16 protein-coding genes, 1 tRNA gene and 1 rRNA gene are annotated in these 24,602 nt (G+C 72.3%); 13 read left to right on the top strand and 5 right to left on the bottom strand.

Annotation, left to right across the window (positions count from 1 at the left end; all coding sequences use genetic code 11):
• The first annotated feature begins 124 nt into the window (after nucleotides 1–124).
• From rrf to DEJ11_RS11420, 10 genes are all read left to right on the top strand, one after another.
• Nucleotides 125–241: ribosomal RNA gene (rrf, locus tag DEJ11_RS11465) — 5S ribosomal RNA — on the top strand.
• A gap of 115 nt (nucleotides 242–356) precedes the next feature.
• Nucleotides 357–1,844, top strand: a complete 1,488-nt coding sequence (gene gltX, locus DEJ11_RS11460; RefSeq protein ID WP_111103501.1) for a glutamate--tRNA ligase — start codon at nucleotides 357–359, stop codon at nucleotides 1,842–1,844.
• A 36-nt stretch (nucleotides 1,845–1,880) separates the two neighbouring features.
• Nucleotides 1,881–2,882, top strand: a complete 1,002-nt coding sequence (locus DEJ11_RS11455; RefSeq protein WP_111103504.1) for an NAD(P)/FAD-dependent oxidoreductase — start codon at nucleotides 1,881–1,883, stop codon at nucleotides 2,880–2,882.
• A 45-nt stretch (nucleotides 2,883–2,927) separates the two neighbouring features.
• A tRNA-Gln gene (locus DEJ11_RS11450) sits at nucleotides 2,928–2,999 on the top strand.
• Between the two features lie 363 nt (nucleotides 3,000–3,362).
• On the top strand, nucleotides 3,363–6,128 hold the full coding sequence (locus tag DEJ11_RS11445) for an alpha/beta fold hydrolase (protein WP_181440823.1): 2,766 nt from the start codon (nucleotides 3,363–3,365) through the stop codon (nucleotides 6,126–6,128).
• Nucleotides 6,129–6,555: 427 nt separating this feature from the next.
• Nucleotides 6,556–7,488, top strand: a complete 933-nt coding sequence (locus DEJ11_RS11440) for a glycosyltransferase family 2 protein (protein ID WP_111103499.1) — start codon at nucleotides 6,556–6,558, stop codon at nucleotides 7,486–7,488.
• Entirely contained in the window at nucleotides 7,485–8,447 is a 963-nt protein-coding gene (locus DEJ11_RS11435; protein ID WP_111029118.1) for a glycosyltransferase family 2 protein, read from the top strand. Before DEJ11_RS11440 ends, DEJ11_RS11435 begins: the two co-directional genes overlap by 4 nt.
• Nucleotides 8,444–11,995: a glycosyltransferase gene (locus tag DEJ11_RS11430; RefSeq protein WP_111103497.1), complete on the top strand. Its 3,552-nt coding sequence runs from the start codon at nucleotides 8,444–8,446 to the stop codon at nucleotides 11,993–11,995. The genes DEJ11_RS11435 and DEJ11_RS11430 overlap by 4 nt, the downstream gene beginning before the upstream one ends.
• Entirely contained in the window at nucleotides 11,982–13,910 is a 1,929-nt protein-coding gene (locus DEJ11_RS11425) for a DUF7402 domain-containing protein (protein ID WP_111103496.1), read from the top strand. The genes DEJ11_RS11430 and DEJ11_RS11425 overlap by 14 nt, the downstream gene beginning before the upstream one ends.
• Nucleotides 13,907–14,914, top strand: a complete 1,008-nt coding sequence (locus DEJ11_RS11420) for a glycoside hydrolase family 16 protein (protein WP_146250048.1) — start codon at nucleotides 13,907–13,909, stop codon at nucleotides 14,912–14,914. The genes DEJ11_RS11425 and DEJ11_RS11420 overlap by 4 nt, the downstream gene beginning before the upstream one ends.
• Nucleotides 14,915–14,959: 45 nt before the next feature.
• Here the strand turns inward: DEJ11_RS11420 and DEJ11_RS11415 are convergent, their stop codons facing one another.
• From DEJ11_RS11415 to DEJ11_RS11400, 4 genes are all read right to left on the bottom strand, one after another.
• A complete protein-coding gene (locus tag DEJ11_RS11415) occupies nucleotides 14,960–16,141 on the bottom strand; it encodes a glycosyltransferase family 4 protein (RefSeq protein ID WP_111103494.1) in 1,182 nt (393 codons plus the stop codon).
• Entirely contained in the window at nucleotides 16,138–17,682 is a 1,545-nt protein-coding gene (locus DEJ11_RS11410) for a lipopolysaccharide biosynthesis protein (protein WP_111029123.1), read from the bottom strand. The genes DEJ11_RS11415 and DEJ11_RS11410 overlap by 4 nt, the downstream gene beginning before the upstream one ends.
• A complete protein-coding gene (locus DEJ11_RS11405; protein WP_111029124.1) occupies nucleotides 17,679–18,593 on the bottom strand; it encodes a beta-1,6-N-acetylglucosaminyltransferase in 915 nt (304 codons plus the stop codon). Before DEJ11_RS11405 ends, DEJ11_RS11410 begins: the two co-directional genes overlap by 4 nt.
• Nucleotides 18,594–18,722: 129 nt before the next feature.
• Complete coding sequence (locus DEJ11_RS11400) at nucleotides 18,723–18,947, bottom strand: hypothetical protein (RefSeq protein WP_111029125.1); 225 nt, start codon at nucleotides 18,945–18,947, stop codon at nucleotides 18,723–18,725.
• A gap of 182 nt (nucleotides 18,948–19,129) precedes the next feature.
• Here DEJ11_RS11400 and DEJ11_RS11395 point away from each other — a divergent pair, with 182 nt between their 5' ends.
• Nucleotides 19,130–20,422, top strand: a complete 1,293-nt coding sequence (locus DEJ11_RS11395) for a glycosyltransferase family 2 protein (protein ID WP_111103493.1) — start codon at nucleotides 19,130–19,132, stop codon at nucleotides 20,420–20,422.
• Nucleotides 20,423–20,568: 146 nt separating this feature from the next.
• Here the strand turns inward: DEJ11_RS11395 and DEJ11_RS11390 are convergent, their stop codons facing one another.
• Nucleotides 20,569–21,885 (bottom strand): glycosyltransferase family 2 protein, encoded by a 1,317-nt coding sequence (locus DEJ11_RS11390; RefSeq protein WP_111029127.1) that lies wholly within the window; start codon nucleotides 21,883–21,885, stop codon nucleotides 20,569–20,571.
• A gap of 294 nt (nucleotides 21,886–22,179) precedes the next feature.
• Here DEJ11_RS11390 and DEJ11_RS11385 point away from each other — a divergent pair, with 294 nt between their 5' ends.
• Together DEJ11_RS11385 and DEJ11_RS11380 are read left to right on the top strand one after the other, a co-directional pair.
• A complete protein-coding gene (locus tag DEJ11_RS11385; protein ID WP_111047108.1) occupies nucleotides 22,180–23,463 on the top strand; it encodes an ABC transporter substrate-binding protein in 1,284 nt (427 codons plus the stop codon).
• Between the two features lie 104 nt (nucleotides 23,464–23,567).
• A complete protein-coding gene (locus DEJ11_RS11380; RefSeq protein WP_111054684.1) occupies nucleotides 23,568–24,593 on the top strand; it encodes a carbohydrate ABC transporter permease in 1,026 nt (341 codons plus the stop codon).
• Nucleotides 24,594–24,602 lie beyond the last annotated feature (9 nt).

Here is a 24,602-nt window from a genome sequence, read left to right as displayed (position 1 = left end):
GGCTCGCGTCCACTTTGTGGTTCCCGACAGACGATCGGGAATCGAAACTGAATACACCGCTCTGCCCTCTTCACCGAGGGCAGCAGTCGGAACAGCTTTGAGACCAGATCATGGTCGAAGGTGTTCCGGTGGTCATAGCGAGAGGGAAACGCCCGGTCACATTCCGAACCCGGAAGCTAAGCCTCTCAGCGCCGATGGTACTGCAAGGGGGACCTTGTGGGAGAGTAGGACGCCGCCGGACTTAACGGAGAAACACCAGGGAACCCCTGACCATTCGTGGTCAGGGGTTTTCTGCGTTCACGGCCCCTCCACAGGGCAGGTGGGAGGGACTGACGCCGCGGTAGGGTTGTCGGGTCATGACTGCGCCATTCACCACTTCCTCCGGCTCCGACATCCGCGTCCGCTTCTGCCCGAGCCCGACGGGGACCCCGCACGTGGGGCTCATCCGCACCGCGCTCTTCAACTGGGCCTACGCTCGCCACACCGGCGGCAAGCTCGTGTTCCGCATCGAGGACACCGATGCCGCCCGCGACAGCGAGGAGTCGTACGGGCAGATCCTCGACGCGCTCCGCTGGCTGCGGCTCGACTGGGACGAGGGCGTGGACGCCGGCGGCGAGCACGGACCGTACCGGCAGTCTGAGCGCACCGCGATCTACGACGATGTGATCGCGAAGCTCAAGGAGTCGGGTCACATCTACGAGTCCTTCGTCACGCCGGACGAGATGGAAGCCCGGAACAAGGCGGCCGGTCGTGACCCCAAGCAGGGCTACGACAACCACGAGCGCGACCTGACCGATGCCGAGCGCCAGGCGTTCCGCGACGAGGGCCGCGAGCCGGCGCTCCGCCTGCGGGTCCCCAACCGTGACCTGAGCTTCGACGACCTGGTGCGCGGGGAGATCACCTTCAAGCAGGGCACGTTCCCCGACTTCGTGGTGGTCCGTCCGAACGGCAAGCCGCTGTACACGTTCACGAACCCGGTCGACGACGCCCTGATGGGCATCACGCACGTGCTCCGGGGCGAGGACCTGCTGTCGTCGACCCCGCGCCAGATCGCCCTCTACGAGGCGCTGTACGAGATCGGCCTCGCGCCCTCCATCCCCGTGTTCGGACACCTGCCGTACGTGATGGGGGAGGGCAACAAGAAGCTGTCGAAGCGTGACCCCGAGTCGAACCTGTTCCACCACCGCGCCGCCGGCATGATCCCGGAGGGGCTCGTCAACTACCTGGCGCTCCTCGGCTGGTCGATCGGGCCCGACCGCGACGTGTTCTCGATCGACGAGATGGTCTCGGCGTTCGACGTCACCGACGTGAACCCGAACCCGGCCCGCTTCGACCACAAGAAGGCCGAGGCGATCAACGGGGACCACATCCGTCTGCTCGCTCCCGAGGACTTCCGGTCGCGTCTGCTGCCGTACCTGTCGGAGTTCATCAGCGACCCGGCGACCCCGGAGCAGCTCGAGGTCCTGACCAAGGCGGCTCCGCTCGTGCAGGAGCGCATGCAGCTGCTCGGCGAGGCGCCGGCGATGCTCGGCTTCCTGTTCACGTCCGACGCCGACCTCGTGGTCGAGGACGACGCCCTGGCCTCGCTCAAGGGCGACACGGCGACGGTCCTGACCGCGAGTACCGCCGCGCTCGAGGGCGTCCAGGACTGGACCACCGAGGCCATCGAGGGTGCGCTCCGTGCGGCCCTCATCGACGAGCTCGGCCTGAAGCCCCGCGTCGCCTTCGGCCCGCTGCGCGTGGCAGTGTCCGGACGCCGGATCAGCCCGCCGCTGTTCGAGTCGATGGAGATCCTGGGCAAGGAGTCCACCCTGACCCGGCTCCGCGCCCTCGCGGCGCGCTGACCGACCGTGAGCAGCACGGAGCACGCCGACCAGGTCATGCACGACGTCGCGGTCATCGGCGCCGGGCCGGCCGGGCTGAGCGCTGCGCTCAACCTGGTCCGTGCGAAGCGCACCGTGCTGCTCGTCGACGCGAACCGACCCCGGAACGCCGCGACGCTGCGGTCGCACGGGTTCCTGACGCGGGACGGCATCTCGCCGCTCGAACTCCGCAAGCTCGGGCGGACCGAGGTCGAGGGGTACCCGGAAGCGACGGTCGTCCAGTCCGTCGTCGACCTGGTGGCCCCGGACGCCGACACGGACACCTGGCGGGTGCACGGCTCGTGGCGCGGCACCGAGCTCGAGGCCCGCGCCCGGACGGTCGTCGTGGCGACGGGGTTGCGTGAGGAGTTCCCGGCGCTGCCGATGCTGCGTGCGTTCTACGGCACCGCGGTGCACAGCTGCGTCGAGTGCGATGCGTACGACAAGGCCGGGCAGCCGCTCGCGTTCATCTGCGAGACCGACGACGTGGTCGATCGGGCGCTGCTCATCGCCGCGTGGACCGATGACCTGATCGTCTACACGAACGGGGTGGCGCCGCTCGACGACTCCGGCCGCGCTCGGCTGGCCTCGGTGGGGATCGTCGTGGACGAGCGGGTCGTCGAGGACCTCGAGGGCGATCGCTCCGGGATGACCGGCGTCCGGCTCGCCGACGGCCACGTCGAGCCGCGGACCGGTGGGTTCGTCCGACCGGTGTGGCACGCCGACCTCGACTGGCTGGGCACCGGCGCCACCACGAGTCCGAGCGCAACGAGCGGGAACACGGCCGCGAACGGCGACACGCCCGGAGCGCTCGACGGGCTCCAGCGCGACACGCAGGGACTCCTCGTGGTCGACCGGGTTGGGCGGACGTCCGTCCCGGGGCTCTACGCCGTGGGAGACGTCACGCCTCCCGGGCCGGAGCAGCTCATCGTCGCCGCCGGACACGGAGCCGCGACCGCCGCCGCCGTGCACCGAGACCTGGTGGGTGGTCTTGCGGACCTCCGGGATGCTGTACAGTAGTTGATCGTGCCCCGGGTGACCGGGCCAGAAGGCCGACAGGCCTTTTGGGGTATGGTGTAATTGGCAACACAGCGGTTTCTGGTACCGTCGTTCTTGGTTCGAGTCCAGGTACCCCAGCACTCGACGAACAGCCCCCGGGACATCCCGGGGGCTGTTCTCGTTGCCGGGACCTTCTCGTTCAGAGCGTCCTCATCGGCGATGCACGGCGCATCCACGGTCGCGCCACGGCTGATCCGGAGGTTGCGCGGAACCGCACGATCCCCGAGCCGGGCGAGCCGCCGTGCGGACGGCGCCCACGGCGGTGGACCGGTCGTTCCGGAGTCGTACCGTCCGTGGCGGGCGCAGGCCGCGCCTCCAGGCCGGTTGCGGTTCCCCGCACCGGGCCGGAGCCTGCTCGCGGGCCGGGGGAACGCGGACCTACGGTCGGAGGACCGTCGCGGGAGTCGTGGCGGTCCGCTGCTGAGCACCCGAGGTGTCATCGTGACCTCCGTCGACCCGCTGACGACCGTCGATCCCTGGAACCACCCAGCAGCCGTGCCCGCGGCGGCCGACCACTCCGTCCTGGACCGCTGGGACCGGGTGGTGGCGCTCCGGGGCGACGCCGCCGCGCTCGCGGGGGACGGCCGTCCGTACACCTACGGCGAAGCGGACCGGGCCTCGCGCGCGGTGGCCGCAGCCCTGGCCGTGACGCTCCGACCCGACGACCACAGCGGCGCCGGCGTCGGCGACACCCCGGGCGGGGCATCGAAGCCGGTCGGGCTGATGGCGGGGCAGTCGACCGAGGCCGTGATCGGCATCCTCGCGCTGGTGCGTGCCGGACGGACCGTGGTGGTGCTCGACGACCACCTGCCCGCAGCACGGCTGGCACACGTGGCCCGGCTCGCCGGCGTCGACGAGATCGTCGCCGACACCGAGCGTGCAGCGCTGGCCGCCGACGTGGTCGCGGAACGGGACGGCCGGGTGCACGCACTCGGCGAACTGCTGGACGCGGGCGAACCGGGCGCGGCCCCGTCGGCGGACACCGTCGGCGTGCGCCCCGGCGGGCGGGACCCCTTCGCCATCGTCTTCACCTCCGGCTCGACCGGCATGCCGAAGGGCGTCGTCCTGACGCACCGGCAGCAGATCGCCGACGCCGAGCAGGACGCGGTCGCGCTCGGCCTCGGCCCGGGCGACCGGCTCGGTGTCGTCCTGCCGCTGTCGTTCGCGGCCGGGCTCCTGTTCTCGTTCGACACGTTGCTCTGCGGCGGCACCATCGTGCTGCTCGAGCCGCGTGAACTCGGTGTCGAGCGGCTGCTCGGACGGTTCCGGGACGACGACGTGAACGTGCTCGTCTGCACCCCGCACCTGCTGCGCTCGATCGTCGGGTCGCAGAACGCCCCCGGGTCGCACGGGACCGCCGCCGGGACCGCACCGGTGCTCGGCGGGCTGCGCTTCCTGATGACCACGGGCGAGTCCGTCACCGGCGCCGACCTCGCCGCGGCCCGACCCCACCTGGACCCGGACACGCTGCTCCTGAACGCCTTCGGCTCGAGCGAGACCGCGTGCGTCGCGTACTGCCCGGTGGCACCGGGCGAGCCGGTGCCCGAGGGCGTCGTGCCCGCCGGGTGGCCGTTGCCCGGCAAGACGGTCCTCGTGCTCCGAGAGGACGGCAGCCCTGCCGACCCGGGGGAGACCGGCGAGCTCGTCGTGGTCTCCGACGCCCTGACCGCGGGCTACTGGGGTGCGCCGGAGAAGACCGCCGAACGGGCGGGACACACCGGCGAGGCCGAGGCCGTCGCCGGCATCCCCGTCGGGACCCCGAGCTGGCGGCAGGGCGACCTGGCACGCGTCGACCCCGACGGCCGGCTCGTGCTGCTCGGCCGATCCGACGACGCCGTGAAGGTCCGCGGCTACCTGGTCGAGCCGAGTGAGGTCGAGGCGGCGCTCCGCGCGGTCCCCGAGGTGCACGACGCGGTCGTGACGGCACAGGTCGACCCCGGTTCCGTCACCCGGCTCGTCGCCTACGTGGTCGGTCGCCCGGGGCACCGCACCCCGGCCCCGGGTGCGCTCCGACGGGCGCTCCGTGAGCGGCTGCCCGAGTACATGGTGCCGGCGTCGATCGTGCCGATGACCGAACTGCCGCGGAACGAGCGCGGCAAGGTCGACCGGGCCGAACTCCCCGGGGCGCCGAGCGTCGAGACCGAGATGGTCGAGGGCGAGTACGACCAGTGGGAGCTCGTCGTGGGACAGATCTGGGCCGAGGTGCTCGGCCTGCGGGGCGTGCACCTGGACGAGGACTTCTCCGCCCTCGGCGGCGACTCGCTGTCCGCCGAGGAGATGCTCGCCGTCGTGCAGGACCGGCTCGGGGTCGACCTGCGCTCCTCGGACGTGCTCGAGCACCCGACGCTCCGCGCCTTCGCCCGACGGGTGCGGAGCGGCACGAGCGCGCTGCCGAGCCACCCCGACGTCGTCAAGGTGTCCGGCGCGCGCGAGTCCGGCCGTCCGCCGGTGTTCTGCTTCGCCGGCGGTGGTGCGCTCGCCCTGACGTTCCTGCCGTTGTCCCGCTACCTGCCCGAGCACGACGTGTACGCGTTCCAGCAGCACGGCCTCGAGCGTCGGGGTATGCCGGACTGGAGCATCCAGGCCAGCGCCCGCCGGTACGTCGCCCTGATGCGCATCGTGCAGCCGCGCGGACCGTACCTGCTGGTCGGCCACTCGCTCGGCGGGCTGATCGCGCTCGAGATCGCCCGGCTGCTCACCGAGAGCGGCGAGCAGGTCGAGCACATCGCGCTGCTGGACACCTACCTGCCGCGGACCGGGGCCGAGGGGGTCCGGCAGCACTTTGGACGGCTCGAGCCCCGCGAACACCGCAATCCCGCAGTCCGGGCCGTCAACCAGCGCCTCGCCGGGGTCGTCCGGCGGGTCATGCCGTCCGGCATGTCGTGGGGCGAGCACGTCGCGAAGCGCGCGCGGGCCTACAGCGCTGGTGTGCTGCGGCACGGCGGGCAGAAGGACTTCGATGCCTTCTTCGACCAGGCCGAGCTCGTCACCCGGCGGCACCACCCGACGCCGTTCCACGGACGGGCGACGTACGTGCTCGCCGATGCGAACCCGGACGCGACCGGCTGGTCCGCGCTGCTGCGCGGGCGGACCGAGACCGTGCGGATCGCGGCCGAGCACAGCTCGCTGCTGCGGGAACCGCACGTGTCCGACCTCGCGACGGCGTTGCGTGCGGCGTTCGCGACGGAGGGCGCGGGCCGGAACTGAGCCGCTGCGCACATCGAGTGAGCAGAAGACGTCGCCTCCGCAGTCCGGAGGCGACGTCTTCTGTTCACCGGGTGCGGTGGTCGCGACCAGGAAGCGGACGGGAGGCGCGGGGCGGGCTGGCACCGCGCCTCCAGTCCGCCTGTCGGTGCGTCCACGGCACGTGGCCGGCACGCGGTGTTGCGGGTTTCCGTATCCGCACCCGGGTGTCCGCAAGGGACCGCACCGCGCATTGACCGCCTGCCAGCCCGCGACGATGGTTGGACACGCGGGGGAGAGTACCCACTCACCTGCGAAGCCGGCGGCGTCGTACCCGCGTCCCGCTGCTCGACCGACGACGGTCACCGTCGTCGATGCGTCATCCGAGGACGCTCCGCTCGTCACACGAGCCACAACCCGACAGCAACCCTGACCCGACAGGACCGCGCCCATGCCCGCACGTACCGTTCGCCCCGCAGACCCGAGGGTCTCCGTCGTCATCCCGGCGCGGAACGAGGCCCGAAACCTCGAGATCATCCTGCCGAAGCTCCCGCCGGTGTACGAGGTGATCCTGGTCGACGGCAACTCCGTCGACGACACCATCGCCACCGCGCAGCGCGTGATGCCCGACATCCGCGTCGTGCACCAGACCCGCAAGGGCAAGGGCAACGCCCTCGCCTGCGGGTTCGAGGCCGTCACCGGCGACGTCGTCGTCATGTTCGACGCCGACTGCTCCGCCGACCCGGACGAGATCCCGCGCTTCGTGCAGGCACTCGTCGAGGGCGCCGACGTCGCGAAGGGCACCCGCTACTCGCTCGGCGGCGGCAGCGACGACATCACGATCGTCCGCAACCTGGGCAACCGTGGCCTGAACATGCTCTGCAACATCATCCTCGGCACCCGCTACAGCGACCTCTGCTACGGCTACAACGCCTTCTGGGCGGACGTCCTGCCGGAGATCGGCCTGCTGTCCTCCGAGCTGCCGAAGCCGTCCGACGGCTCGATGCTCTGGGGCGACGGGTTCGAGATCGAGACTGTGCTCACCTGCCGCTGGTCGGCCGCCGAGCTCGCGATCACCGAGGTCCCCAGCCACGAGAAGCTCCGCGTGCACGGCTCGAGCAACCTGAACGCCGTGACCGACGGCATCCGGGTGCTGAAGTCGATCATGCACGAGCGTCGTCGCGCCGCGATCGGTCGCTCCGAGGTCCGTCGTGCCGCGATGAGCGTCGTGCCGCCGGCCGAGCAGCTGGCCGCCGTGCCGCACGCCGCAGCACCGCACGCTTCCGCACCGCACGCCGCGGTCCACGCGGCCGGGCACGCCCCGCTTGGCGCCCCCGTCGCCGCCGTGGCCGCCGTGGCCAGCCTCGAGGAGGAAGTCGCGTGACGACCGTCGCGGTCGTCATCTGCGCCTACACCCAGCAGCGCTGGGGCGACCTGCAGGACAGCGTCGAGTCCGCCAAGCGCCAGCCAGAGGCCCCCGAGGTCGTCGTCGTGATCGACCACGAACCCGAGCTCCTCGCCCGCGCCGCGGCGCGCTGGCCCGAGCTCCGCGTCGTCCCGAACACCGAGGACCGCGGCCTGTCCGGCGCCCGCAACACGGGCGTCGCCCTCACCGACGCCGACGTCGTCGCGTTCCTGGACGACGACGCAACGGCCGACCCGGACTGGCTCGGCCACATGCTCACCGCCCTCGAGGACCCGGACGTCGTCGGCGTCGGCGGCCGGGCCACACCGTCCTGGCCCACCGCCACCGGTGCCGGCCCGTACGCCGACGAACTCCTCTGGATCGTCGGCTGCTCCTACCGCGGGCTACCCGAGACCCCCGGCGACGTGCGCAACGTCATCGGATCGAGCATGGCGTTCCGCCGCGACGCGATCCTGCTCGCCGGCGGGTTCCGCTCCGGCATCGGCCGCGTCGGCAACCAGCCGCTCGGCTGCGAGGAGACCGAACTCTGCATCCGCATCGCCCAGGCCCGTCCCGGTGCGCGGATCCGGCACGAACCGGGCTCGAACGTCTCGCACCGGGTCTCCCCGGACCGCGTGACGATGCGCTACCTGCGCCGTCGCAGCTACTACGAGGGCATCTCGAAGGCCGTCCTGAGCCGTCGCGTCGGCACGGGTGACTCGCTCGCCAGCGAGTCGACGTACCTGACGAAGGTCATCCCCGGAGCGGTGCTGCGCGAACTGCGCCACATCGGTCGTGGCGGTGCCCTGCGTGCCTTCGCGATCGTGCTCTCCGTCGCGTCGACCGTCACCGGCTACGCCGTCGGGCGTGTCCTCGGTGGCGTCGTCGTCCGCACCCCGGCGGCCGCCCCCGCCCCCCAGCCGGTGGGGACGCGGTGACCCGCGCGACCCTGGCGATGGTCCTCTCGCCGGTCGTGACCGGGCCGCTCGTCCCCACCTGGGACGGCGCGCTCTGGGTCGGCGAGGTCGACCGTGCCGACGTGCACGCGTCCAGCCACCGTGACGTGGTCGCACTCGAGGGCGCCGCGGGCTACCGGCGCGCTCGACTGCTCGTCCGCGACCACGGCGAGCCCCTCGGCTTCGTCGAGGCCGAGATCACCGAACGCCGCCGCATCGGCGGCACCATCGACGTCCGTGCGCTGCAGCGCGCGATCCGGCCCATGCCGGCACCCGAGCGTCGGCCGGCAGCAGGTCTGGTGCTGCCGTCCGTCACCGTGGTGCTCTGCACGGACGGCGCCGCCGGCACGACCATGCGGTCGGTGCTCGCGAACGGGCACCCCGACTTCGACGTCGTGGTCGTCTCGCACGGCGCCGACGACGGCGGTGTGGCGACCGTCGACATCAGCGGACGCCGCGTCACCACCATCCCGGCACCCGAGGGTGGCCTCGCCGCCGCGCGGAACGCCGGTCTGCTCGTCGCGACCGGCGACGTCGTCGCCTTCGTGGACGAGGGCGCCGTCGTGGACGGTGACTGGATCGCCGCGATCGCCCGCGCCTTCGCGGCCGACCCCGACGTGGCCTGCGTCACCGGGCTCGTGCCGAGTGCCGAGCTCCGGACGCCGGCGCAGCGCTGGCACGACGACCGCACCCCCGGTGGGCGGACCGTCCGCCGGCGGGTCTTCCGGCTCGACGAACCGGTCGACGGCCTCCCGCTGCACCCCTTCGCCGCCTCGGCCTACGGCACCGGCGCGAACCTCGCCGTGCACCGCGCGACCGCGCTCCGGATCGGCGGGTTCGACACCGCCTTCGGTCCCGGCACCCGCGTCGGCGGCGGCGACGACCTCGACCTCTTCACACGACTGCTGTTCGCCGGATCCGCGATCGCCGTCGAACCGGCCGCGATCGCGTGGCAGCGATCGGCGGACGACGTCGCGTCGCTCCGCGCCGCCGCTGCCGCGCACGGCCACGGACTCGGAGCCTGGATGACCAAGAACGCCATCGACCGCGACACGCTGACCGCATCGGTGGACGCAGCGCCCGAGGCGCTCAGCGCCTTCGCACGACTCGGCCTCGAACAGGGCGACCGTGCGACGGACATCGCCGGCGACCAGCCCGGTGACGCGGACCGCGTACCCGACGCGGTCGACGCCGAGTTCGCCGCCACCCAGCGGCGGCTGCGCGGGGTCGAGCAGCGCTCGGTCCTGACGGCGCCGTTCCTGGCGCTCGTCGAACGCCTGCGTGGCGGCGGCACGATCGACCGCAACGCCGGTGGTCGCCACGAGCTCCGGCACGGTCTGGCCTCGGCCGGTCCCGCCCGCCCGCTCGCGGTGGACGCGATGAGCCCGATCGCACGACTCACCGCAGCGGCGATCGTCGTCCTGACGCTCCTCGTCGCCGGGGTCGCTGCGATCGCCGGACTCCCGGTGCTGCGGGGGAGCGCGATCGGCGTGTACCTGTTCGCGCTGCTCGGCGTCGCACCCCTCCTGCTCGTCCGCCCGATGCCGCTGGCACGCTTCAGCGTCTTCGCGGTCACGGCGTCGCTCGTCGGCACGATCGGCATCGGCTACACAATGGCGACGTTCCAGCTCTGGAACCCGACGGTGCCGTTCGTCGGGGTCGTCGTACTCACCGCCGTCGCCCTCGCGATCGCGGTGCCGCGTGACGTCGCCGAACTGCAGCGCGCCCGCCTCGAGCCGGCCGCCGAGGGCGCCACGGCCCGTCGCTGGACCACCACCGACACCGTCACCGCCGGCTCGGTCGTCGGCCTGCTCGTCATCGTCGTCGCCGCGCTCACGCACATCGGCGACCCGGTGCCGGACGGACTGTTCGGCTCGCTCGGCCCGGGCCTGGTCATCGGACTGGCGATCGTCGTCGCCGCTGCCGTCGTCGCCCTGGTGCGCGGTCGCGGACTCGCGATCCCGGTCGTCGTGCTCGGCGGGTCGATCCAGCTCGCACAGGCCATCACGTACGGCATGCCCACCGTGATGGCGGCCGCCCGCCACATCGGTGTGCTCGAGTACATCCGCCGCTGGGGCTCGACCAACCCGGCCGCCGACATCTTCCAGACGTGGTCCGGCCTGTTCGCCGGTGGCGCCTGGGTCGCGGACGTCGGCGGGATTGGCAACGCGATGACCATCGCCGCGTGGGTCCCCGTCCTGCTGGCCTTCAGCACGACGATCGCCGTCGGTGTCCTGGCCGCCAACTGGCTGCCGGGGAACCGTCGCCCCTGGATCGCCGCGTTCCTGACCGCGATGACCGGCTCGCTCAACACGACGTACTTCTCGCCGCAGTCGGTGGGTATCCTGATGTCCCTGGTGATCCTCGTGCTGGCCGTCGGCCCGCTGCGACGCACCGCGGTGACCGCCGCCGACGGCGTCCGCTCGACGATCCTGCGCGCCCGCCGCGTCGGCCTGTCCCGGATCATCGCCATCACGCTGATCGCCATCGTGCTGGTCGTCACCCACCAGATCTCGCCGTACCTGACGGTCGCCGCACTCGTGACGCTCATCGTGTTCCGACTGCTCCGCCCCTGGTGGCTACCCGTCGTGGTGCTCGTCCCCGCCGTCGGCTTCGCCCTGCTGAACGACGACATCCTCGGCAAGTTCCTGTCCCTGGGAGCCGTCGGCAAGGTGCTCGACAACGTGCAGCCGCCGTCGCACGACATGACGGTCCTGCCGAAGCCGCTCGTCACACGGCTCGCGTTCGACATCCCCGCGGCGGCCCTCGTGGTCCTCGGTCTCGTCGCCGTGATCACCGTGCTGATGCGCCGCGACCGCGTGCACTGGGGACTGCTGGCCACGGCGGCGAGCCCGATCTCGCTGCTCGTCGCGACGAACTACGGCCAGGAGGGCATCTTCCGCGTCGTGCTGTTCGCGACACCGTGGATCGCGATCCTGGCGGCGGGGCTCCCGATGCCCAGCGGCCGGCTGGCTCCCGTCGGTCGACTCGTCACCCGTACGGTGCGGCCCACGGCGGTCAAGGTCGTCGTCGCTGCGGCCGCGGTCGCCGCGATGGTCGGGATCGGCGCGTTCGGTCAGACCGCCCTCGACTGGAACCGCGTCCCGACGCGCAGCCAGTCGGCGGCGACGCAGTTCTACGACGCGACCGCGCCGAAGGGCTCCCTGATGCTGCTGACCGGTTCGGCGAACGCCGTCCCGAGCAACACCGGCGCACGCTACTTCGACGTCGGAGCGCTGTCCCGCGAGGTCCTCGGGGCGTACCCGGAGCCGGAGGGCTACGACGCCGAGGCCGACGTGTCCACGATGACCCGCCAGCTCGTCCTGGACTGGCCGGCGACGAAGTACTACGCACTGGTCGCCGAACCCTTCGGCGCCTACGACGAGCGGTACGGGTACCAGACCGACGCCGACTACCAGGAGCTCGCGGCCGCGATGGCCGACTCGCCCTACTGGAAGCGCGTCTTCGGCTCCGGCACCACCGCCGTCTACGAACTGACCCAGGCAGGACTCGCACATGCCACGAACTGAACACCGCACGACCCGGGCCGCCCGGCGGACGTGGCGCACGCGCGCCACGTCCGCCGCGGCGGTCCTGGGGGTCCTGGCGGTCGTCGCCGTCATCGCCGGACCCGGCGGTGCGATGTCCGCCGACGCACGAGGTCGGAAGACACCGCCGCCGAGCACGCCGACCAGCACGCAGACGCCCACGCCGACGCCCAGCAGCACCCCGACGGGTGGCACGGCCGCCGCGAACGCCGACTGCAGCGCCGGTCGGGTCCTCACGATGGTGGCGCACGCCGACGACGACCTGCTGTTCTCAGGCACCGAGCTCCGTGCGGACATCGACGCCGGCAAGTGCGTCCGTTCGGTCATCGTCACCGCGGGTGACGCCGGCAAGCCCGCCTGGTACTGGCAGTCCCGCGAGAACGGGTTGATGGCGTCGTACGCGTCGATCGCCGGCGTCTCGTCGAACTGGACCGCCGGACAGCTCTCGGTCGCCAGCCACACGCTCCGTACGGCGACCCTGACGACGGCCCCGCGGCTCAGCCTGGTGTTCCTCGAGCTGCCGGACGGCAACATCGACGGCTCCGGCTTCGCGGCCACGGGCAGCGAGAGCCTGGAGAAGCTCTCCGAGGGCCAGATCTCCACGATCCACACCGTCGCCGGGGCTGCCCAACCGACCTCCTTCTCGCTGACCGACCTGCGCGCGACGTTCTCCGGGCTCGTCACGGGGTACGCGCCGACCGAGATCCACACGCTCGACCACGGCGGCACGTACGGCGACGGCGACCACAGCGACCACCACACCGTCGCGTACCTCGCCGACCAGGCGCAGTCCGCGTACACGGCGGCGCACACGTTCACGGGCTACCTCGGGTACCCGATCGCGGACCGCCCGTCGAACCTGAGCTCCGCGCAGACGGCCGCGAAGGCCGCCGCCTTCTTCGCGTACGCCGCGTACGACGGTGAGACCTGCGGGTCCACCTCCGCCTGCGCATCGCGCCCGGAGGGCTCCTGGTTGAGCCGCCAGTACGCCGTCGGCTCGTCGGCCCAGCCCCCGACGGACCCGCCGACCTCGCAGGGCACCGACGTCACCGCCGGCGCGACCGTCACCGCGAGCGCCGAGAACCCGGCCGACGGTCAGACCGCCGTGAAGGCCGTCGACGGCGTCGTGAGCGGCTACCCGGACGCCCCGACGGCCGAGTGGGCGGCGCCCGGTGGCCGGGCGGGCACGTGGATCCAGCTGAACTGGTCCGCCGGCACGACCCTGCACGAGATCGACCTGGCGGACCGACCGAACAGCGACGACCAGGTGACCGGTGGCACGCTGACGTTCTCCGACGGCACCAGCGTCGCCGTCCCGTCGCTCGACAACGGGGGCGCCGTGCAGCGTGTCGCGTTCAGCGCCCGCCAGGTCACCTGGGTGCGGTTCACGGTCGGTTCCGTGAGCAGCACGACCCGGAACGTCGGCCTCGCCGAGATCCGGGCGTTCCGGCCGGCGGACACGACGACGCCGACGCCGGCGGACGTCACCGGTTCGGCCACCCCGACCGCCGCGTGGGACGACCAGTCCACCGGGCAGACCGTCGCGAAGGCCGTCGACGGCGTCGTGTCGGGCTACCCCGACAACCTGACGGCCGAGTGGGTCGCCCCGTGGGGCCGGACCGGGGTGTGGATCCAGCTGGACTGGGCCGCCTCGCAGCGCCTCGGTCGGATCGTCCTGCACGACCGTCCGAACAGCTCGGACCAGGTCACCAGCGGCACCCTGACGTTCTCGGACGGCAGCCAGGTCGCGGTCGGCACCCTGCCGAACGGCGGCGACGCCCTGACGGTCGACTTCACCCCGCGTGACGTCACCTGGGTGCGGTTCACGGTGACGGGCGTCTCGAACAGCACGGGCAACGTCGGACTCTCCGAGATCCGCGCGTGGACGACCGGGTGACCGACGACCAGGGTGACGGCCGGGAGGCCCGCCCCACCTGGTCGGAGCACGTCGCCGACGACGCAGCGTCGGCCCACGGCGCCCCACCGGCACACGGTCGCGGCCTGTCCCGGCACCGGCCCCCGCGGCGCCCCGGCACCCGCCGGACCGCGCTCGCGGCCGGCGCCCTGCTCGTGGCTGCCGGCATCGTCGCCGGCACCACGACCGCGACCACCACGGCGAACGGTGACGACGTGACCCTCGACGACCCGAGCGGCGTCTCGATGCCGAGTTCCGAGCCCGAGGGGTGGACTCGGGTGTTCGGCGAGGACTTCGCCGACGCCGCCACGAACCGGACCTTCGAGTCCCGGTACTCAGACCGGTTCGTCGCCTACCACGGGTTCGCCGACACCGCGGGGACGGGGCGCTACCAGGCGTCGACCCTGTCGACGCACGACGGCGTGCTCGACGTGCGCCTGCGGACCACGCGCGCCGGGGTGCCGCTGGCGGGCGGTGTCGTGCCGCTCGTCGACGGCGAGTGGGGCGGGCAGACCGCCGGCCGGTACAGCATCCGGATGCGCAGCGACGAGGTCGACGGCTACGGCGTCGCCGTGCTGCTGTGGAGCGACGAGAACCTGTGGTCGGACGGTGAGATCGACTTCCCCGAGGGAGCGCTCGGCGCGCCCGCCTGGCTGAACGTGCACTGCCTGGCCGACCCCGCCGAGAAGTGCGTCGACCAGCAGACCGAGGCGTCGCTGAAGGACTGGCACACCTACACGATCCAGTGGACCGCCGACCGGATGTCGTTCCTGGTCGACGACGAGGTCGTCGGCACCACGACGGAGAACATCCCGACCGCTCGGATGCACCTGGTGGTGCAGGCCGGGTCGAACGACGGGAACCCACCGGCGGACGCCGCCGGGTCGGTCCTCATCGACTGGATGACGATCGACGTGCCGGCGGACGGTGCCGTGCCGAGCGCGTCGCTGCCGGACGACACCGCGACGACGGTCCCGAACGACTGAACGGTGCCGACGTCGTCGTCGGCACTGTTCAGTCGTCGTAGGTCGTCAGTGCTTCGCGTGTGCCTCGAGCGCCCGGAGCAGCGCCGCGACGTGCCGCTCCCGGCCGTAGCGGTCCCGCACCCAGGCGCGGCACCGGTCCGCCAGACCGGGTTCGGTGCCGGCCGCGTGCAGCGCCTCGAGGACCTTGTCGGCCAGCGCGGCGGTCTCGGTGGGGTCGACGGTGAACCGCGTCCACTCGCCACTGAGGATCTCGGCGGTGCCGCCCGACGCCGCCGCGACGACGGGGCGTCCGGTGGACATCGCCTCGACGACCACACGGCCGAAGCCCTCGGGCTCGATGGAGGGTGCCACCACGACGTCGGCGGCGTGCAGCAGGGGGACGACGTCGTCGCGCTCGGGCACCACGACCACGGAGCCCTCGGGCAACGCGGCGATCGCGCGGTGCACGGCGGGGGCGTCCTGCGGGTACAGCGCACCGGCCAGGACGAGCACCGGAGCCGGGGCGGGCGGTGTGCCGGGCCCGACGAGGACGCGGGCCGACGCGTGGACGCGCCCCCACGCCTCCAGGAGGGCCAGCACGCCCTTCGAGCGCGTGAGCCGACCGTAGTAGAGCACCACGGGGCGGTCCTGGTCGAGGCCGAGCGCGGCACGCGCGCGACGGGTGCTCGCCCCGGTGGCGGCGGGGAACGCCGCGGTGTCGACGCCGTTCGGGACCACGTCGACCCGGTCCGGCGGGGCGCCGACGGCGGTCCAGGCACGAGCCATCGCCGCCGAGACCGCGAGGTACCGGGTCCGGCCCCCCGCGAACGGGCCGAGACGGCGGTAGTTCGGGGCGTGGTGCAGGTGCACGGCCAGGGGGACGCCGGACACGAAGGACACGACGCGGCCCCACGGCAGGAACTCCGGACGGTTCAGCCACAGGACGTCCGGGCGCGACCGGCGGAGGCGCAGGCCCTCACGGACGAAGCGGAACATGTCCGTCGGGGCGGTCCGGATGCCGAAGCGGTAGTCGCGGGCGTGCCGCAGTCGGACACCGGTCCGGTCGAACACCGCGCGGCCCTCATCCGGGTCGCCGTCCGGACCGGCGCGGTGCCACACCTCGACGTCGTGGCCGGCCGCGACGAGCTCGCCGACGTCCTCGACGACGCAGCGTTCGACACCGCCGGTGATGGCGAGTCCGTTGGTGGCGACGACGACACGCAGCGGACGGGGGGTGGGACAGGTCATGCGGATCCTCCGCGAGCGAGTTTCAGGCGGCGGAAGAACCAGGGCAGGCACGCGGCCACGCCGACGACGCGCACGATGTTCCAGGCGAGGTCCTGCGGCGGGAGGAGCGAGGCGGCAGCGACGAGGATCGCGATCGCGATGGCGAGCAGCACTCGGCGTCGGGGGCCGCGCCACTCACGGCGATCCGGCAGGGAGGCCTGCTGCAGTGCGGCGAGGACGGCGTAGGCGATGACCGTGGCGATGCCCGCGCCGACGATGCCGGTCAGGGGCACCAGCACCAGGTTCGCCGTGATGTTGACGACGCCGGCGACGGCGCCGATGACGCCCACCGTCACCCCGCGGCGCTCGACCAGCAGGAGCCGGCCGGTCGCACCGCTCGCGACGACCGGGAACGCGGTCAGGGCGACCACGAAGACGACGATGGTGAGGGACTCGACCCGGTACGACGCCGGGGCCAGGATCGGCAGCGCCACCGGCGACACGAGCGTCACGGCGACGAGCACGGGGGCGAGCAGCATGTAGAGCTCGTCGCGGGCGTGCATGGCGAGCCGGCGGCGGGCCACGGCGTCGCGGAGGGCGGCGAAGTGCGGCGCCCAGGCCTGGTTCGTGAAGGTCAGCAGCAGGATGACCGCGGAGCCGACGACGTAGGCGATCTGGTAGCGGGCGACCTCGTCGGCACCGAGCAGGCGCTGCACGACGAGCCGGTCACCGGCGTTCAGGACGAAGTACGACAGGCTGCCGAGTGCGATCGGGACACCGAGCTTGAACGCCCGGTTCGTGGTGCGGTGGTCGAACAGACCGCGGACGCGCGGCTTCGTGGCGATGATGCCGATGACCATCGCGGCACCCTGCGCCACGACCCCGCCCCACGCGTACGTGGTCGCGTCGGCGTGCACGGCGGCGAGGAGCCCGAGGCCGATGATCGACCCGCCGACGGACGACAGCAGGCTCGTCACGGCGAACACGCGGATGCGGTCCTGGGCGACGAGCAGCGCGAGGGACAGCTGCACGATCGCGGCGGGCCCGGTCCAGAGGACGGCGACCAGCAGCAGGGGGTGCTGGTCGACGAAGCCCGCGGCGTCGCCCCAGAGCGGGATCGACACCAGGGCGAACACGGTGACGGTGACCGCGGTGACCATGCCGACGAACATCAAGCCGCGGGCACGCCGGTCGTCGCCGTCCTCGGCGCGTTGCAGCACCGATGCCTGGTCGATGCCGCAGACGGCCACGACCACCAGGGCCTGGTACAGCGCGATCGCCGAGGCCAGCACGCCGAACTCGGCCGGTGGCATCAGGTGCGCGAGCACGGGGGAGATCAGCGAGCTCACGACGAGCTGCATCGACCAGACGACCACGTAGAGCAGACCGCGGCCGAACAGGACGGACGAGCCGCGTGCGACGGCGATCGAGTCCGTGTCGGTGGACAGCGCGCCGGGGGCTGCGGGCTGCACGGACGCCTCGAGCTCGTCGTCGTCGGGCTGTGCCGCCACCGCAGCCGCCTCGGCCGCACGCGCCTCGCGTCGCGTCTGGGGGACGGTCACTGCGCCACCACCACCGGCTGGTCATCGGCGGACGTGCGGAGCCCGAAGGTCGCGTCGACCACGTCGAGCAGGTCAGCGCTCCGCGACGTCGAGAACTTCCGGGCGAACACGTACGGGGTCGACTGGTCAGCCGCCGTGCGACGCTCCAGCACCCGGCCGGCGTCCTCGATCCCGAGCCACGGCGGGCTCTTCTGCTTCGTGCCGTCCCACCCGATCCACCAGAGCGGCTGCGCCGCGTGGGCGTCCGCGAAGTCCGGGGTGAACGCCGGGGTCAGCAGGACCGACGGCACGAAGGTCTCGTCGCCGATCCACACCCGCTCCCAGAACGCCACCAGGTCGGGGCGCCCGTCGAACACGTCGACGACCCCCTGCGCGTGGTGCCGGGCCAAGACCTTGAGCTGCGAGCCGCCGCCGAACACGACGTCGCGCGGGACCCGACGGGGGACCGGCAGGCGCAGCATGTGCTTCCGCCACGCCCAGTGCCGGAACCGCACGCGCGACCGACCGCCGTCGCGACCCCACGCGGGGTGCGGGAGCGGCTTCGCCTCGACGAACGATCGCCCGGGGTTCGCCGTCAGGAGCGCCGAGATCTCGTCGGCGTCGGCCAACGGGTAGTCGCTGCCGGTCAGCAACGCCACGTGGGTGGCGTCGGTCTGCGCCAGGGCAGCACGGTAGCCGGCGACCTCGGCCGCGACGTTCTCCCACTTCGCCCATCCGGTGCGCATCCGCGGCAGCACGTGCACCCGTTCGGGCAGGCCGGCGGTCATCGCCTCGAAGACGTCGTCGTCGGTGCTCGCGTCGCAGTGCAGGAACACCGGGAACGGGTCGAGCGCCGCCACGAGCCGACGGACGTGCGTCGGGTCCTCGTGGGCGAGGACGATGCACGCGAGTGGCGTGGGAGTGATGGCCATGTCCGCGACGCTAAGCGGGCCCGGCAGCACCGACAAGGGAGGTCGGGACCACCTGCGGGGGAACGGCGGTTTCCCGCAGGTGCCCCCCGATCGAGGGGTGCGCGAGGGGGATCGCGCGAGGGGATCGCGTCAGCGGGCGCGGCGGAACTTCGGGCAGTCGCAGAGCGCGCAGTCCGTGCCCGGACGGTAGTGCTCGTGTGCCGCCTGGGCGTGCCCGCACGTGCCGCACGCGGCGTCGTCGGCATCGAGGTGCACCACGACGAGATCGGACGCGTGGGGGTCCGGAACCAGGTGCAACGTCGGGCGCGGACGCCTGGTCAGGCCGAGCCGGTCCATCGTTCGGGCCAGCGGCATGCGTCCTCCTCGTGTCCGGCGGGGACCGGGGTCGCACCGGCGGGTCGACCGGCGTCTCCCGCGAGTCTAGTGGCGGCAAACCGCAGCCTCCCCGCATCCTCCGAGCATCGCGGTTGACCCCCTGTCGAAGCGCGCTGAGCATTGCCACGTCCACCCGACCAGACCGGCCCGACGGGACGACCATGACCGACCACACCACCACCGCGGAACGAGCCCTCACGCTCGACCCCGCGATGCCCTCGCCCGACGCCCCCACCTGGGTCGGAGCTGCCTGGGTCGGCGCCGTCGACCGGTCCGCGGCGCTCGCCGCCGACACCGTGCACCTCGCCGGCGCCGGTGGCTTCCGCCGCGCCCGCCTCATGGTGCGCGACGGCCGCGACGTCGCCGGGTTCGTCGACGTGCGCGTCGACGACCGCGGGGCGGTGGACCCGGCCGAGCTGGGACCGGCCCTGCGTCGGCTGCCGGCCCCGGGCCTCCCGGTCGACGCCCCTGCGGACGGCGCACGCGTCTCCGTCGTCATCGGCACCCGCGAGCGCCCCGTGGCGCTCGCGCGCGCCATGCGCTCCGTCCTCGACTCCGCCTACGACGACTTCGAGCTGTTCGTCGTCGACAACGCCCCCGTCACCAGCGGCACCCGCGACGTCGTGGCCGCCGTCGACGACCCGCGCGTGCACTACGTCCTCGAGGCACGTGCCGGCGTCTCCCGGGCCCGCAACGCCGGACTGGCCCGCGCCACCGGCGGGATCGTCGCGTTCATCGACGACGACGTCGTGGTCGACCGCCACTGGATGGCGGCCATCGCCGCCGCCTACGAGCGCGACGCCGACGTCTGGTGCGTCACCGGACTCGTCCCCAGCGGCGAGCTCCGCACCCCCACGCAGCGCTTCTTCGACGAGCGGGTGACCTGGGCGCGGAACCTCGAGCGCCGGGTGTACCGCACGTCCGCCCCGCCCGTCGACGAGCCCCTGTTCCCCTTCACCGTCGGCGCGTTCGGCACCGGCGCGAACATGTCCGTGCGCCGCGACGCCGTCCGGCAGCTCGGGGGCTTCGACGTCGCTCTCGGCCCCGGCACCCGCGCCCGAGCGGGTGAGGACCCCGACCTGTTCACCCGCGTCCTGCTCGCCGGTGGCGCGCTCGCCGTGGAACCCTCGGCCGTCGTCTGGCACGAGCACCGCAAGGACCGTGCCGCGTTGCGCTCGCAGGCGATCGGCTACGGCACCGGGCTCGGCGCCTGGGTGACGAAACTCGTGCTGCGGCCCTCGACGGCGTTCGCGGTGCTGCGGCGTGCGGCCGGCGCGCTCCGGCGGCTCGGTGCCCTCGGGCAGAGTGCCGACGAGCGCCCCGTCGACGCGAGCGGCGGCTGGCCCGTCGACGCCGAGTTCACCGAGGCGACGCGTGGGCTCAAGCGCGCCGAGCTGACGGCCGCGCTGGGCGGGCCGTGGCGGTACGTGGCCGGGCGGCTGACCGCGCGCTGAGGGGCGGCACCGGCACGCCGGCACCGGCTTTGCGACAGAGCACGCGCCGATCGACGCGTGCTCTGTCGCGTTCCACGTGCGCGGCAGAACGGACGGGAGGCCCGTGGCGACACTGCCACGGGCCTCCCGTCCGTCATGCCGCGCGACTACGGCCGGAAGCGGCCGGCCTCGACGTCGCGCCAGCGGCGTCGGCTGCGGAACCAGGCGGCCGGGCCGGCGGGGAACCCGCGCAGCTCGTGGTACGCCAGGGTCTTCGGGATGCGCGTGGTCGAGGCGTCGTTGGTGACCTCGGTCGCGGCGTCCCGGCGTCCGGCCAGGCGGGAGAGCATCTGCTTCGACTTGACCTTCGCGGCGAGCGGCATCAGGCGGGCGAGGACGGCGACGTGCCGCTTGTCCTTCGCGGCGAGCGCGAACATCAGGGCGGTGAAGCCGACGCCGTTGCCGTGCAGCTGCTTGTGCAGGTCCTCGATGGTCTGGCGGTGCCGGTGGTGCACGACCGCGCGGGGCTCGAAGCCGATCTTCCCACCGCGCCACAGCGTCTCGATGAACATCGCCAGGTCCTCGCCACCACGGGCGGGGGAGCCGGCGCCGAGGGTGTGGTCGAAGCCGCCGACGGCCTCGATCAGGGTGCGACGGTAGGCCATGTTCGCGCCGGCGCCGTACGCGCCGATGCCGTAGACGGCGAAGTGCTTGAGGACCTCCCCGGACGGGGCGACCGCCGAGACGCGGGCGTGCCGCATGGTGCCCTGCACGTCGTCCGGGACGATCGTCACGGGCGAGAAGGTGCGCTCGGCGCTGAACCCGCCGTAGTACGCCTCGTACCAGATCTGGGCGGGGGTGGTGAGCTCGCTCGGCAGGATCACGCCGGTGACGGCGTCCAGGCCGGGCTCGCTGACGAACCGGGACCCGATGGCGCGGAGCCACTGCGGGTCGACGCGGACGTCGTCGTCGGTGAAGGCGATGACGTCGCCGGTCGCGGCGGCGACACCGGCGTTCCGTCCGGCGGACAGACCGGGGCGGCGTTCCTCGACGAGGCGGACGTTCCGCCCGGCGAGCATCGCGGGCAGCGCGTCGCCGGCGGGGACGCGGACGCGGTTGTCGACGAGGATGACCTCGTGCCGCGGGTAGTCGAGGTGCTCGAGGACGTCGAGCAGCTTGCCGAGGTCCTCGACGCGGTCGACGACCGTGGACACGACGACCGAGATGGTCGGCAGGTCGTCGTCGGACACCGCGGGGACGTCGGCCAGGACGGTCTCCTGCAGCGCCTCGAGGGCGCGGGCCGCGTCGGCAGGGTCGTCGGTGAGCAGCACGTCGAGGGTGCCGGTGGGGTGGCCGCCGCGGTAGCCGATCACCATGGCGGACTCGCCGGTCTCGTCGGCGACGAGGCGCGGCAGCGGAGCGTCGAGGTCGACGCTGACGACCCGACGGGGGCCGGGCACGGTGACGGAGGAGTGCAGGGTCATGCTCGGGACGCTACGACCGCCCGCGGCGTCCGGACAACGGACCGGACCAGCAGTGGCGGGGTTCGTGCGGGGTTCCGCAGTGCGGTGCGTGTGCCCCAGACGAGGGTGAGCGCTCACCCAGGAAGCCACGGGAACCTCATGGGTCACGCTCAGGTCACGGAACCGATGCAACCGGTTGCGCTCCCGCCGGACCGGGCGTAGCTTCCTCCACCAGCAGGCAGCGGCGCCTGCTCCAGGGCAGTGTCGTCGAACCCGATCGATGCCCCCTGGTGATCTCAATGAGGAGACAACGCTGTGAAGACAACACGCTCCAGGGTGCGGTTCGCATCCGTTGCCGGGGTCGCCGTCATCGGCCTCGTGCTCACCGGCTGCTCGAGCGGGAGCTCCGGCGCCGGATCGGATGACGCCAAGAGCGGCCAGGACAGCCGCGGCCCCATCACCTACGTGCAGGGCAAGGACAACTCGAACGTCGTCCGCCCGCTCATCGCGAAGTGGAACAAGGCCCACCCGGACGAGAAGGTCACCTTCAAGGAACAGTCCGACCAGGCCGACCAGCAGCACGACGACCTCGTGCAGCACTTCCAGGCGAAGGACGAGAACTACGACGTCGTCGACGTGGACGTCGTCTGGACCGCCGAGTTCGCCGCGAAGAGCTGGCTGACGCCGCTGACCGGCGACATGGAGATCGACACCTCGAAGCTCCTGCCGTCGACGGTGAAGACCGCCACCTACAACGACACCCTCTACGCCGCTCCGCAGACGTCGGACGGCGCACTGCTCTACTACCGCAAGGACCTCGTCAAGACGCCTCCCACCACGTGGAAGGAGATGATGGACGACTGCAAGATCGCGAAGGACGCCGGCATCGGTTGCTACGCGGGGCAGTTCGCGAAGTACGAGGGCCTGACGGTGAACGCCTCCGAGGCGATCAACGGCTCCGGCGGTTCGGTGCTCGGGAGCGACGGTGCGCCCGACGTCGACACCGACAAGGCGAAGGCCGGCCTGCAGAACCTGGTGGACGCGTTCGAGGACGGGAACATCCCGGCCGAGGCGATCACCTACCAGGAGGAGCAGGGCCGCACCGCGTTCGAAGCCGGCAAGCTGCTGTTCCTGCGCAACTGGCCGTACGTCTACAGCCTCGCCAAGACCGACGGCTCGTCGAAGGTCAAGGACACCTTCGGCATCGCGCCGATCCCCGGTGCCGACGGCGTCGGTGCCTCCACGCTCGGCGGCCACAACGCCGCGATCAGCGTGTACTCGAAGCACAAGGCCACGGCGCACGACTTCCTCGAGTTCCTGACCTCGGACGAGACGCAGAAGTTCTTCGCGACCCAGGGCTCGCTCGCCCCGGTCGTCGGTGACCTGTACACCGACCCCGAGCTGACGAAGCAGCTGCCCTACCTGCCGACGCTGCTCAAGTCGATCGAGTCGGCGGAGCCGCGCCCGGTCACGCCGTTCTACCCGGCCGTCACGAAGGCGATCCAGGACAACACCTACGCGGCGCTCAAGGGATCGAAGTCGGTCGACGAAGCCATGAAGGACATGCAGGACGCCCTCAAGTCGGCGACCAGCAGCTAGCGGCGCACGCCGCTTGATGGACGGGAGGCCCGTGGCGGGTCCGCCACGGGCCTCCCGTCCGCCCCCTACTTGCGTTCCGACACCCCCGGCAAGGAGGCCGACACGTGTCAGCAGCAACCGAGATCCCCGCAGCCATCCCCAACCCGACGGGCACGGAACCGAAGCGCCGACGGCGCAAGGGCGGACTCAACGCCGAGCACGGCCGCTGGGCCGTGTACCTCATCGGCCCGACGATCGTGCTCCTCGCGATCGTCATCGGGTACCCCGTGGTCAGCGCGGTCATCCAGTCGTTCCAGCTCGACCAGGGCCTCGACAAGGCCACCGGCCTGTTCGTGCAGGGCGGGTTCGCCGGCGTCACGAACTACGTGCACTGGCTCGGCCAGCGGTGCGGGGACGTCGCGTGCCCGCCCGGCAACCTCGGTTCCCAGTTCTGGGTCGCCTTCGGGAACACGTTCTTCTTCACGTTCGTGACCGTGATCCTCGAGACCGTCATCGGTCTGTGGATGGCCATCATCATGAACCGCAACTTCAAGGGCCGCGCCCTCGTCCGTGCCGCGATCCTGGTGCCGTGGGCGATCCCGACTGCCGTCACCGCGAAGCTCTGGTACTTCATCTTCGACGCGAACGGTGTGCTCAACCACGTGATCGGGCACCAGGTCCTCTGGTTCTCCGACGAATGGGCGTCACGGTTCGCGATCGTCATCGCCGACACCTGGAAGACCACGCCGTTCATGGCGCTGCTCATCCTGGCCGGTCTGCAGCTCATCCCCGAGGACGTCTACGAGGCGGGGAAGATGGACGGCGCCTCGACCCTTCAGCGCTTCTTCCTCATCACGCTCCCCCTCGTCCGGCCGGCCCTGATGGTCGCCATCCTGTTCCGTGTCCTCGATGCCCTGCGCATCTACGACCTCATCGCGATCATGACCGGCGGTGGTGGTGGTTCCGGGAACGCGACCGTGTCGCTGTCGGTGCTGGTCGTCGACCAGATCCGGCAGGGGTTCAACGCCGCATCAGCCCTGTCCACCATCACGTTCCTCATCGTCTTCATCGTCGCGTTCGTCTTCGTCCGGTTCCTCGGCGCGAACGTCGTGCAGACGCAGGCAGCCCAGCAGAAGGGTGAACTCAAGTGACCCTCGCAG

The sequence above is a fragment of the Curtobacterium sp. MCLR17_058 genome (assembly GCF_003234705.2).
Lineage (GTDB): Bacteria > Actinomycetota > Actinomycetes > Actinomycetales > Microbacteriaceae > Curtobacterium > Curtobacterium flaccumfaciens.
Note: the sequence above shows the minus strand (reverse complement) of the source record. Positions and strands in the feature narration are given on the sequence as shown.